The organism is Methylomonas rivi (assembly GCF_024505165.1).
Lineage (GTDB): Bacteria > Pseudomonadota > Gammaproteobacteria > Methylococcales > Methylomonadaceae > Methylomonas > Methylomonas rivi.
The window spans coordinates 11,419-24,024 of record NZ_JANIBK010000023.1 but is presented as its reverse complement, the minus strand read 5'-3'; the positions used below and the strand labels follow the sequence as shown (position 1 = coordinate 24,024).

Below are 12,606 nucleotides of genomic sequence, written 5' to 3'. Positions count from 1 at the left end.
TGTAGGATTTTTTTACCTTAAAAGAGTTTATTCCTACAAAAATTAGAGAACCCTTCTAATTTAATTATCGACGCACTCCCTGTAAGATTTTCATACGATTTACGAGGGCATTCCGCATATCTCCATGAAACTAGAACCGATTGACATGGCGGCGTTATTAGATATCCACGACATTCTAATGACATGGAATACCGACGAATCTTCCGTTCTGCAAAAACTGTGCGACAAATTGCTGGCCTCGCTGCACGCGCCGTTAATCTGGGGCGGGCTGATTAACCAAGACCATAAACTGACCGTATTCGGCGCCGCCGGTAACGAAGCCGACCGGATCAAAGGCTTGGTACTGGATTGCAGCGATACGTTAGCAAACCATCCGGCCATCAAGGATTGCATCGATACGCTGACGCCCGCCAGTTTGCCCGGCGGTTTGATCGAATTGAACAGCCGCTTGTTCGAAAATCTATCCCCCGATGTACGGACCCTGCAAACCGATCTTTACCCATTGACGCTGGAAAACCGCTGCATGGGCGTCTTGGCCGTTGCCACCGGCAATAGGCAAAACAGCAAACATCATTCCTTATTACAATTGGCGGCGCAACACGCCGGTTTTGCTTTAGGCATGCTGCGTAACTTCGTCGCCAAGGAACATGCGCAAAGCAGCTTGAAACTGGCGGCCGCGGTATTCGACCATTCCCTGGAAGGCATTTTCATCACCGATACCACCGGGAGCATTCTGGCCGCCAACGATGCGGCCAGCCGCATCACCGGCTATAAGCCGGAAGAATTGATCGGGCAAAATCCGCGCATTTTCAAATCCGGCCGGCATGGCCAGGATTTTTATCAGGCTTTATGGCATTCGGTGCATAGGCACAAGCAATGGGAAGGCGAAATCTGGAATAAACGCAAAAACGGCGAAATTTTTCCGGAATGGTTGAGTATTTCGGCGATTCTCGACGAGCATACCCAGTTGCAAAACTACATTTGTATTTTTATCGATATTTCCAAGCAAAAAGAGGCCGAAGCCCGCCTCAATTATCTGGCTTACCATGACAAACTAACCGGTTTACCTAATCGCGATCTGTTTCACGATCGGTTAAACGCCTCGATACTGCGCGCCAAACGCAATCAAACGGACATCGCGGTGCTGTTTATCGATATCGACCATTTCAAATATATTAACGACACCTTCGGCCACGCCAAAGGCGATTTGCTGTTGCAAAAAGTCGCCAACAAGCTGAAAAGCTGCCTGCGCGAGAACGACACGCTGGCGCGCATGGGGGGCGATGAATTCACCGTGATTCTGGAAGACTTTGCCTTTCAGACCGATGTGGAAATTACCGCCGGCCGCATTCTAAAGGCCTTCAGCCAGCCGGTGTATCTGGATAATAGCGAATTGTACGTGTCGGTCAGCATAGGCATCAGTTTTTTTCCGGAGGATGCCAATAACCCATCGATGCTGATGAAACATGCGGATACGGCGATGTACAGCGCCAAGAACAACGGCCGCAAATGTCTGCATTTTTTCCACTCCACCATGGAAAATTACTCGATCCAGCGCATCGAAATGGAGCGGCAATTACGCCATGCCCTGGACAACCACGAGTTTCGTCTCTTCTACCAACCGCAATTCAATCTCGAAACAGGCGCCATCGATGGCGCGGAGGCCCTGATTCGTTGGCAGCACCCGCAAAAAGGACTGATCGCACCGGACGAATTCATTCCCATGGCCGAAGACACCGGCATGATAGTCCCCATCGGCGAATGGGTGTTAAAACAGGCTTGGGCCGAATGTCAAAATTGGCATCGCGCCGGCCACGCCTTGCGTGTTGGTGTCAATCTATCGGCCCACCAGTTCAATCACGCCCAGCTCACCGATTTGGCGTCCATGGTGCTGAGTGACACTATTATCGATGCCAGCTTCCTTGAGCTGGAGCTGACGGAAAGCCTGGTGATGCGTCAAGCCGAAGACACGCTTACCGCTCTGAATGCGTTGAAAAAATCGGGTATTCGCCTAGCCATCGACGATTTCGGCACCGGCTATTCCTCATTGAGTTATCTGAAACAGTTTCCCATCGACCGTTTAAAAATTGACCGTTCATTCGTCGGCGATCTGGCAAACAACCCTAACGATGCCGCCATTGTAGTAGCCATTATTGCCATGGCTCACTGCATGGGGCTGGAAGTGATTGCCGAAGGCGTGGAAACCGAAGAGCAATTAAAGTTTTTGCGTATGCACGACTGTAACCAAGTGCAAGGCTATCTGACAGGCAAACCCTTGCCCGCCAACGAATTTTTGGCCTTGCTGTCGGCCAAGCCGGAACCCGCCATCGGAGAAGTCCATCGGTCATAGTCTAGCGATAGCCGTTAAGTCAATTATCGTCTCCGCTCGGTCGGTGTCGGAATAACCAGTACGTTAACCAGGAGAATCAAATGGATATACTCGATGTGGCCAATTATTTAGGCACTGCGCTCATCGGCAGTATTTTAGGCGGTAGTTTCGGCTGGTGGTTACGCGATAAGCAGCAGCAAAGCCTGAACAACCGGTTTAAGCCGGCAAAGAATGCGCCTGACATGAAAGCAAAATTGATTGGCGTGGATGCTTTCCTTGAAAGCCTGCACGGCTTCGGTAGGGAGATCATTCCCGTCTGGTCGTCGTTAATTGAAAGTTCCACGCAACAAACGGAAATCGCTGTTAATGACTTGATACAGCGCTTTACGGCGATCGGCCATAGCCTTGACGGTAGCATGGCCCTGACCGAATCCGTTTTCAGCCAAGGCGATCAAGGCATCTTCGATACCAGTCAAGACCGGCTCAATAACTTAGTCTCCAGCCTGGACCAAGCCTTGCAAGACAAACAGGCGATGCTGGAATCGATCCGTACTCTGGTTGGCTTTATCGATGAAATGAGCGGCATGGCCAAGGAAGTGGCGCGTATTGCCGATCAAACCAATCTATTGGCCTTGAATGCCGCCATCGAAGCGGCTAGAGCGGGCGAGGCCGGACGCGGTTTTGCGGTGGTAGCCGATGAAGTTAGAAAACTATCCACACTATCGGGTAATACAGGCAAACATATCGGCATTAAAGTTACCGAGATCAATGCCGCGATCAGCGCCGCCTGCACGTTGGCGGAGCAAGCGGCGCAACGTGAAACCAACACGGTCGCCAGCGCCAATACAGGTATTCAAGCGGTGCTGGACGAGATGCATCGCTTGTTCGACGAACAATGCCAAGCCAGTTTACAACTTACCCAGGCGGCCAATTCGATGCAAAAGGATTTGGCGGAATCGATAGTAGCGTTCCAGTTCCAGGACCGGATAAGTCAAACCTTGAACCACGTTAAAACGAACATCGATAATTTTCCGAACTATCTGCTATACAGTATTCAATCGGTCGATAATATTCAGCCCCTGGACAATGCCGACATGCTGAAAAAACTTAAAAGTTCCCCCATATTCGCCGAGCACGAAATGCACGCTGACGAGCAACCCCGGCAAATACCGCAAAACCACGTACGGCTTTTTGGAGGCTGGGGCATCAATAGCTATACTAAGTATCAATGATGCAAGCGCAACGATACGCTAAATCGCGGACCTTACCCGGAACATCGAGCGGCCGTTACTAACGATCGCGTAGAAACTTACCTTGAAAGCGATTGGGGCGGACGGGGCGCGGTTACTTGCGGACCGTTACGTTTGATTTTCTAAATTTACGCACCTCAAACAATCAACCCATCTTCCATATGCAACACATGGTCCATGCGGCCGGCCAGCTCCGGGTCGTGGGTGACCACCAGAAAGCTGACGTGCAATTCCTGGTTCAATTCCAGCATCAACTGATATATCTGATCCGCCGTTTTGCTGTCCAGGTTGCCTGTCGGTTCGTCTGCCAGCACGCATTTGGGTTTGTTGATCAAGGCCCTGGCCACCGCCGCGCGCTGGCGTTCGCCGCCGGACAGTTCGCCGGGTTTATGCAAGATCCTGTGACCCAAGCCAACCCGCTGCAACAGTTCCGCCGCCTGTTCCTGGGCCTGTTTGATCGGGCGTTTGCCGATCAGCAACGGCATGGCCACATTTTCCAGAATGGTAAACTCGCCCAACAGGTGATGAAACTGATAGATAAACCCCAAGGATCGATTGCGCAATCGGCTTAATTTGGCCGAGCCGACCTTGTTCAAATCCGAACCGTCCAAAATCACGTTGCCCGAGCTGGGTTTTTCCAACCCGCCCAATAAATGCAGCAAGGTACTTTTGCCGGAACCGGAGGCGCCCATAATGGCCACCCGCTGTCCGGCATGGATGGACACATCCACGCCTTTTAACACCTCGACATTCAAATCGCCTTGTACGAAGCGCTTGGTGAGCTGGCGGCATTCCAAAATCACGGGCTTACTCATAACGCAACACCTCGGCCGGATTGATACGCGAGGCCTGCCAGGCGGGGTATAAGGTGGCCAGCAGCGACAGGAAAAATGCGGTGGCAGCGATCCAGTACACGTCGCCCCAGATCAGTTTGGAAGGCACTTCGCTGATGTAATAGACGTCGGCGGCCATGAATTGCACGCCAAAGGCTTTCTCAATCGCCGGCACAATGGTTTCCACATTCAACGCCAGTGCAATGCCGCCCGCGGTACCCAGCAAGGTGCCCACGCTGCCGATCACGCAACCCAGCACGATAAAAATGCCCATGACCGAAAGATTGGTCAGCCCCTGGGTTTTCAGTATGGCAATATCGCCGCGCTTGTCCGTCACCACCATGACTAAGGTAGAGACGATATTGAACGCGGCCACCGCCACAATCAGCAACAGAATGATAAACATGGCGCGTTTTTCGGTTTGTACCGCCCGGAAAAAATTACTGTGGGCCTGGGTCCAATCGCTGACCTTATACTCATGCCCCAACGCATCGGCGATGTCCTGGGTAATCAGCGGCGCATTGAACAGATCGTCCAGTTTCAGACGCAAGCCCGACACGGCCGGCTCGATACGGAACAATTTACCGGCGTCGTCCAGATGGATCATCGCCATGTTGCGGTCGTATTCGTACATGCCCACCTGAAACACGCCGACCACGGTAAACCGCTTCAAGCGCGGCAAAATGCCGGCCGGCGTCGAATTGACCTGCGGCGTGATGACGGTGACCTTGTCGCCCATGAATACGCCCAAGTGGCCGGCCAGTTCCGCCCCCAAAATAATGCCGAATTCGCCGGCTTTCAGGTCGTCCAACTTGCCGAATTTCATCTTGTCCCCTACTTCGGAAACCTTGGGCTCATAGTCCGGCAAAATCCCTTGCACCAGGGTACCGCTGACCTGCCGGTCGGCATTGACCATCACCTGGCCTTGGATAAACGGCGCGGCGCCTTCGACATGCGGCAGGGTGCGGGTGCGTTCCGCCAGATGTTGCCAGTCTTCCAATTGTCCGTAGCGGCCGGTAATGGTGGTGTGCGCGGTCATGCCCAAAATACGTTCGCGCAATTCGGCCTCGAAGCCGTTCATCACCGACAATACGGTGATCAACGCGGTAACGCCCAAGGCTATGCCGAGTATGGACGTTAGCGTGATAAACGAAATAAATTGCGTGCGGCGCTTGGCGCGCGTATAGCGCAGCCCGATATAAAGTATCAGAGGTTTAAACATGCAATAAGCGATTAGGGTTTCTGGCAATCGGCACAGTAGCCGTAAAGATACAGGCTGTGTTCCACTAATGTATAACCCAGCCGCTGGGCGATTTCGATCTGCCGTTTTTCGATGAGTTCGTCGGAAAATTCATCGACTTTGCCGCATTTCATACAGACGACATGATCGTGGTGGCTGCCTTTGTTGAGCTCGAAAATGGAGTTGCCGCCTTCGAAATGATGCCGGTTCACCAAACCGGCGGCTTCGAATTGGGTCAGGACTCGGTAAACCGTGGCCAAACCGATTTCTTCGCCTTCCGCCAGCAGAATTTTGTAGACTTTTTCCGCCGATAAATGCCGGTCATCTTCCTGTTTTTCAAGAATCTCCAGAATCTTGACTCTGGGCAAGGTGACTTTCAAGCCGGCGTTGCGTAATTCCTGTGTTTCCATAGCCTTTACTCATTATTCATAGTAGCGGGCCATTGTAGCGTTTTTTGCCCCAAGCCGCTGCGAGAATTATGGGATAATGCAGTTCTATTTTTTGCTCGGAATCCACCGCAAACCATGAAAAGAACCGTTTTTCCGCTGGCCGTTGCCGCTTCGCTGACGCTGCTGACTGCCTGCGAAACTATTCTCACCAACCTGCCCGGCGTGTACAGCATCGATATAGAACAAGGCAATATGATCGATCAAGCCATGGTGGACCAGTTACGCCCCAATATGAGCAAGCGGCAGGTGTTGTACATCATGGGTTCGCCGATGTTGACCGACACTTTCCACGAACGGCGCTGGGATTATTTGTATTCCGAGCAGCCCGGCGGAGACGCCCGGGTACAAAAACGTATTTCCCTCTATTTCGACGGCGACAATCTGGTCGGCGTGCAAGGCGATTTCCGGCCCAGCCAATTGCCGGTCGTCAAGGAATCCACCGAAACCACCGTGGACGTACCCAAGCGCAATTTGGATAGAACCATGTGGGAAAAGATTACCGGCCTGTTCGGCGGCGAGGACGCCGGCAATATTCCGGCTAAACCGGAGAACAAACCGTCCGAGTTGTTGACCGAATAAATCCGCGCGGATTCTATTAATGCGCCCGCTCCCGCAAAACTCAGCCGAAAAAGAGAGCATTTCCATAAAATTTTAGTAGACTTGAACCGGTTCTTTCCCACCCGACAAGTCCATGCTCTACGTATTGCAGCGCCGCCCATTCTGTTTTTCCATCCTGATTGCCGCATCGCTAGGCTTGTTCTTTCCCGCGATCACGATCGCTCTTTTGCTCTGGCATGAAAACCTGGGCCTAAACTGGCGCAACCTGATTGCCCTGCACCGTAACCACTTTACCTTATACATCATTTGGAGCGCGCCTTTGGTATTGGGTTTTTTCGGGGTTATTCTCGGCAAAACCAGCCTGCTGCTCAAACAAAAAATAGACCGGCTGGAACACAAAACCACCGAGCTCAATACTATTTTGAACACGGCGGCCAGCGCGATTATCACGATCGACACCGCCGGCGCCATCACCAATTTCAATAACGCCGCCGAACAGATTTTCGGTTACGATCACGATGAATTGATCGGCAAAAACGTCAACTGTTTGATGCCCGCTGCCATGGCGGCGGAACACGACGCTTATCTGCGCCGCTATTTGCAAACCGGGCAAGCCACCATTCTCGGCAATCGCCGCGAAGTGGAAGCACGCCGCAAGGACGGCCAAATATTCCCCGTCCTCTTGCGGGTGAACCCGATGTATATTAACGGCACGATTTATTTTTCGGGGGTAATCGACGATATCAGCGATACCAAAACGCTGCAAAACCAGTTGATACAGGCGCAAAAACTGGAAGCCATCGGCCAACTGGCTTCCGGCGTGGCCCATGAAATCAACACGCCAATCCAGTACATCGGCGATAATTTGTCCGCCTTAAGCCAGAACTTTACGGATATTACGGCTTACCACCAAGCCGTCGCCCGGCTGATACCGGACACTTTAAAACCCCGGACGGATAAGCTGGCCGAAGAACATGACATTCAATTCATTCTGGAAGACAGCCCGCAAGCCATTCAGCAGTCCCTTGAAGGCGTGGAGCGGGTGGCGGAAATAGTCAAGGCCATGAAGGCTTTTTCCCATATGGAATCGGCTCAAAGCAAACAGTTTATCAACCTGCACGAAGCGCTCAACAGCGCGCTCACTATCAGCCGCAACAGTTACAAATATGTCGCCCGAGTGGAAACCGATTATGACGGGGAGATCGGCGGCATCGAATGTTATGCCAATCAACTCAATCAGGTATTTCTCAATCTGATTATCAATGCCGCGCATGCGATAGAAGAATCTCAAAACGACGCCGGCCTGATACGCGTCACCACCCGCAAACGCGGCGAACAAGTTGAAATACAAATCCTGGACAACGGCGCCGGCATCCCCAAACCGATACGAGATAAAGTGTTCAACCTGTTCTTCACCACCAAGCCGGTGGGTAAAGGCACCGGCCAGGGGCTTAGTTTGGCGCACAGCATCATCGTTGAAAAACACTGCGGCCAATTGTTTTTCGAGTCCGAAACGGGGGTAGGCACTACGTTCCATATTTTGCTGCCGCTCAATCTTGCTTAGCGTGGACAAGGCCATGAAAAAAAACATCCTGTTTGTCGACGACGATGAAAATGTCATCAACGGCATTCGGCGGCAGCTGCGCCCCTACCGGGAGCAATGGCAATTATTTTTCGCTCAAAGCGGCAACCAAGCCTTGCAACTGATGCAACACACCCCGGTCGATTTAATCATCAGCGACATGCTGATGCCGGAAATGCAAGGTAACGAGTTATTAAGGCAAGTCGGCAAGTTATATCCCGGCACGATCCGGGTAATCCTCAGCGGCTACGCGGACGAGGAAACCATAAAATGCGCATTGGAAGTCGCCCATCAGCATCTGATCAAACCCTGCAACGCGGAGACCTTGCGCGAGACCATCGCCCAAATCTTTAAAATTCAGGACTGCCTGAAAAACCCTCGGATCATGGAAGGCATAGGCGACCCCAACCAGTTGCCCAGCCTGCCGAAAATCTATCACGAAATCAATGCCGCCATCGCCAATGACAACACCACTGTCAATGAACTGGCCGAGATATTCGCCCGCGATATGGTGCTGTCTGCCAAATTGCTGCAATTGGTGAATTCGGCGTATTTCGGATTGCACCGGATCGTGTCGAACCTTAGCGACGCCATCAACATGGTCGGGATTAAGAAACTCGGCAATCTGGTGCTGTCCGTGCATCTGAAAACGGCCTTTCCGGTAACCGATCCGCTAATGGAACGCTACATGCATTATCTCTGGAAAGACGCCGCCAGGGTGGCCGAACTGGCAAAATTAATCTCGATATCGGAACGGCAACAACAGGACAGGCCGGACCAAGCCTATCTGGGCGGCCTGCTGCACAACATGGGTTTATTGATTTTTCTATCCCGCGGCGGCGATCGGATCAAAACGCTGCTGGAACAGGTAAAAAACACCAACACCCCCGTCAGCGAATTGGAAACCCAAATTTTCGGTTTTACCCGTTCCGAAGCCACCGCATATCTGCTAAGCCTTTGGAAAATCCCGCCTCGCATCATCGAATCCATATTGTTGCAAAACACCCCCAGCGATGCCGCTTATAACGGCGTCAGCGCGCTGACGGCCGTTCACGTTGCCGCCTGTTTATTAAAACCCGCCGTCATGGAAGAATGCGGCCGCCTGTTCGATATCGCCCTCGATACCCAATATTTACAACGCATCGATAAAATCGACCGTTTGCCGGAATGGCAAATTCTGGCGGATAAAGTAATCGCTCGCTTGGACGCCGAGGAAACATGAACATGCCGGTTATCAGCCCCGACACCATTCTTTGCGTGGATGACGATGCCAACATACTGCATATATTCGAGCGCACCTTGGGGCGAAAATACAAAATCATTACCGTTCTATCGGGCGAGCTGGCGTTAAAGGCATTGGCCGGCCCCGCTAAAATTGCCGTGATTATTTCGGATTACATCATGCCCGGCATGGACGGCATTGCGCTTTTAAAACGCGCCCTGGAAATATCGCCCGACACGGTGCAGGTCATGCTGACCGGCAATCTCAATCCGGACGTCTCGATCCGGGCCATTAACGAAACCGCGATTTTCCGATACCTGCCCAAGCCGTGCCCGGCCGCCGTAATGCAAAAAGTGGTACTCGACGCACTGGCGCAATATCGCCTGATCATCGACAAACGGCTGGCCGAACAGGAATTAACCCAAAAAAATCTGGCGCTGGCGGCCAGCAACGTCGAATTGGCAAAACAAAAATACCTGCTGGAACACGAGCTGAACATGGCTAAAACCGTCTACGGCAATGTCGTATCCTACCAACACGACCGGTTGGACGGCTTGAATTATGCATGTTTCCCCAAAGCGGAAGTAGGCGGCGATTTTTTGCTTACCTATACCGGCGGGGACAGGCAAACTTTTTATCTGATGCTGGGAGATTTAACCGGACACGGTTTGCAGTCGGCCTTGGCCATTTTGCTGGTGGCCGACTGTTTCGAGCTCGCCTGCCAATTACAGCCCGACATAGAAACACTGGCAACCCGCATTAACGCTAAAATGCGCGGTAAATTACCGATAGGATTATTTTGCGCGGCGGCCTTGGTCAAACTGGACTTACCCCGCCGCAGGCTGACGCTTTGGCAGGGCGGCATGCCGGATGCCTATTTTTTAAATGAAGGCGGCCGTGTTGTTCAAAGCATGGCGTCCAATAATCTGCCGCTGGGCGTATGCCACGAACAAAACTTTACGGGAACCGCCGGCAGCTACCCGCTGAACGAGATCGAAAATCTGTTTCTGTGCACCGACGGCCTCAGCGAACAATTGGGCGCGGGCATGGTCCCGTTCGGCGACCGGCGTTTACGGGACGCCTTACTGGACACTCCGGCCGGCGGCAGCCGGGTCGATTTTGTGATGGCCCGGCTAAGACGGCACCAACACTCACATGAGCAATCCGATGACATCGCCTTACTCGAATTAAACCTGCCGCGGATTTGCAAAGCCTTGGAGTAGTTATGTCCCCATCAGCCGACATTAGCCAGAAAATCTTGTTTGTCGATGACGAAATTTTATTACTGAAAAGCATTAAACGGCAGTTTAGGCGGGAATTCGACATTACCGTCGCCGAAAGCGGCGCGGCCGGTTTAGCGGCCTTAACCGAGCAAGGGCCGTTTGCCGTGGTGGTTTCCGATTACAATATGCCCGGCATGGACGGCGTGCAATTTTTAAATGCCGTCTATCGCCGCCAACCCGAATCCGTCTTAGTCATGCTAACCGGACGCGCCGACCTGGATCTGGCGATAGAAGCTTTACATAACGCCCATATTTCCCGCTTTCTGAACAAACCCTGCCCCAAACAGATTCTGCAAGACACCCTATCGGACGGTTTAGAACAATATCGTTTGCGGATGTCCGAGCGATTGCTGCAGGCGCAATTGCAACAAGCCAATCAGGAACTGAATCTGTTAAACAACCGGCTGGAAATACTGGTGGCGGAAAAAACCCGTGCCTTGCAATTGCAATACCGGCACGTTGCCAATCTGGCGCGCATGACGCATTCCCATACCGTCATTGCGGCGCTAATCGCCGCCGTAACCGAATTGACCCGCATCGAATCGATGAGCTTATGGCTCAGCCCGCATCTGGACCATCGCTTTACCCGCCACCACCCCATGAGCCCGGAACCGGCGCAATGCGATCTCTCCGCGTGTCCGCCCGGCCTTATGGCCAATATTTTGCAAAATAAACAAATTTGGCTGCACCAGCCGGCCTCGCGGCTGCCGATCGGCGACTTCGACCAGCGTTTTTTTCCCGGCCCGCCCTTGATGTCGGTGCCGTTGCACAGCAAAAAGGGGGTGTTGGGATTACTGAATCTGGCCGGCGAGCCCAAGGCGTTTTCAGCCGACATACTGGATGCTTTGGCCGGTATCGTCGATGTCACCACCACGGCCTTACAGAGCCACTGGCACCGGGAAGCTTTTGAAGAAGCCCAGGACGCCATCATTACCGCCCTGGCCAAATTGTCGGAATACCGCGACCCGGAAACAGGCGCCCATCTATTGAGGCTGAAAAAATACTGCGGCCTGATTTGCCGGGCCTTGGCCAATAACCCCGCTTACCGGGAAAACGTCACGCCGGAATTCACCGAGGATTTAATCCGCTCGTCCCCGCTGCACGACATCGGAAAAGTGGGCATACCCGATGCGATCCTGAAAAAACCCGGCCGCTTGACCGCCGAAGAATTTGAAATCATGAAAAACCACGCCGCCATCGGCGGCGACACCCTGCGGGCGGTGTACGATCAATATCCCTCGCAAAGCTTTATTCAATGCGGCATGGACGTCGCTTATTGCCACCATGAAAAATGGAACGGCAGCGGCTACCCGCAAGGCTTAAAAGGCGACGCCATTCCATTGGCGGCCAGAATATTGGCCTTGGTGGATGTTTACGACGCCCTCACCTGCCGGCGCGTCTACAAGGTGCCGTTCCCTCCCGCGCAAGCCAAGGCCATCATTTTGGAAGGCAGCGGAACGCATTTCGACCCCGGCATCGTCGCGGCTTTTTTGGCCATCGAAGACGAGTTTCAGCAAATCGCCGAGCAATACGCGGATGTTGGCTAAAGGCTTCCGGCCTGCCTAAATGCGGGTGCTGCGATCCATTTAATCGGCTGGTGAAAAGCGTTTGGTCTGATTTCAGGTTTGCGGCTGCAATCCAGTCGTCCAAAGCCGTTCGCGTATGCTCGGCGATTTCAAATTGAACCGAGCGATGCGTTTTTTTTTGTTCCCAAATACTCATCGCACTGCACACGTCCTGTATAAGCGCTTTCAGAATTACCGGCTTTGCCTTGCTGTTTTCCCTTGTCCAGTCGATTGACCGGATCGACGGCTACCGTCTATAGCCACCAGGGCTTCCGAAAACGAACCCAGTTGCTGG

General features: G+C 52.7%; 10 protein-coding genes. 7 read left to right on the top strand and 3 right to left on the bottom strand.

Annotated elements, in window-relative coordinates; genetic code table 11:
- The first annotated feature begins 124 nt into the window (after window positions 1–124).
- On the top strand, window positions 125–2,350 hold the full coding sequence (locus NP596_RS06515; protein ID WP_256614477.1) for a putative bifunctional diguanylate cyclase/phosphodiesterase: 2,226 nt from the start codon (window positions 125–127) through the stop codon (window positions 2,348–2,350).
- Window positions 2,351–2,430: 80 nt separating this feature from the next.
- Complete coding sequence (locus tag NP596_RS06510; RefSeq protein ID WP_305891699.1) at window positions 2,431–3,561, top strand: methyl-accepting chemotaxis protein; 1,131 nt, start codon at window positions 2,431–2,433, stop codon at window positions 3,559–3,561.
- Window positions 3,562–3,716: 155 nt separating this feature from the next.
- On the opposite strand, the gene lolD is transcribed toward NP596_RS06510, so the two are convergent.
- Genes lolD through fur form a run of 3 tightly spaced genes read right to left on the bottom strand, consistent with a single transcriptional unit; the run spans window position 3,717 to window position 6,062 of the window.
- Complete coding sequence (gene lolD, locus NP596_RS06505) at window positions 3,717–4,394, bottom strand: lipoprotein-releasing ABC transporter ATP-binding protein LolD (protein WP_256614476.1); 678 nt, start codon at window positions 4,392–4,394, stop codon at window positions 3,717–3,719.
- Complete coding sequence (locus NP596_RS06500) at window positions 4,387–5,634, bottom strand: lipoprotein-releasing ABC transporter permease subunit (protein WP_256614475.1); 1,248 nt, start codon at window positions 5,632–5,634, stop codon at window positions 4,387–4,389. Before NP596_RS06500 ends, lolD begins: the two co-directional genes overlap by 8 nt.
- Before the next feature lie 11 nt (window positions 5,635–5,645).
- The gene (gene fur, locus NP596_RS06495) at window positions 5,646–6,062 is read right to left on the bottom strand and encodes a ferric iron uptake transcriptional regulator (protein ID WP_256614474.1); all 417 of its coding nucleotides are present in this window, start codon (window positions 6,060–6,062) and stop codon (window positions 5,646–5,648) included.
- Between the two features lie 114 nt (window positions 6,063–6,176).
- Here fur and NP596_RS06490 point away from each other — a divergent pair, with 114 nt between their 5' ends.
- The 5 genes from NP596_RS06490 (at window position 6,177) to NP596_RS06470 (ending at window position 12,293) form a co-directional block, all read left to right on the top strand.
- Complete coding sequence (locus tag NP596_RS06490; protein WP_256614472.1) at window positions 6,177–6,680, top strand: outer membrane protein assembly factor BamE; 504 nt, start codon at window positions 6,177–6,179, stop codon at window positions 6,678–6,680.
- A gap of 112 nt (window positions 6,681–6,792) precedes the next feature.
- Window positions 6,793–8,223 carry a two-component system sensor histidine kinase NtrB gene (locus NP596_RS06485; RefSeq protein WP_256614471.1) on the top strand — a complete coding sequence of 477 codons (1,431 nt, stop codon included), beginning with the start codon at window positions 6,793–6,795 and terminating at the stop codon, window positions 8,221–8,223.
- Window positions 8,224–8,236: 13 nt separating this feature from the next.
- Entirely contained in the window at window positions 8,237–9,463 is a 1,227-nt protein-coding gene (locus NP596_RS06480) for a response regulator (RefSeq protein ID WP_256614470.1), read from the top strand.
- A 2-nt stretch (window positions 9,464–9,465) separates the two neighbouring features.
- Complete coding sequence (locus tag NP596_RS06475; protein ID WP_256614468.1) at window positions 9,466–10,686, top strand: PP2C family protein-serine/threonine phosphatase; 1,221 nt, start codon at window positions 9,466–9,468, stop codon at window positions 10,684–10,686.
- Between the two features lie 2 nt (window positions 10,687–10,688).
- Window positions 10,689–12,293 (top strand): HD domain-containing phosphohydrolase, encoded by a 1,605-nt coding sequence (locus tag NP596_RS06470; RefSeq protein WP_256614467.1) that lies wholly within the window; start codon window positions 10,689–10,691, stop codon window positions 12,291–12,293.
- The last annotated feature ends 313 nt before the right edge of the window (window positions 12,294–12,606 follow it).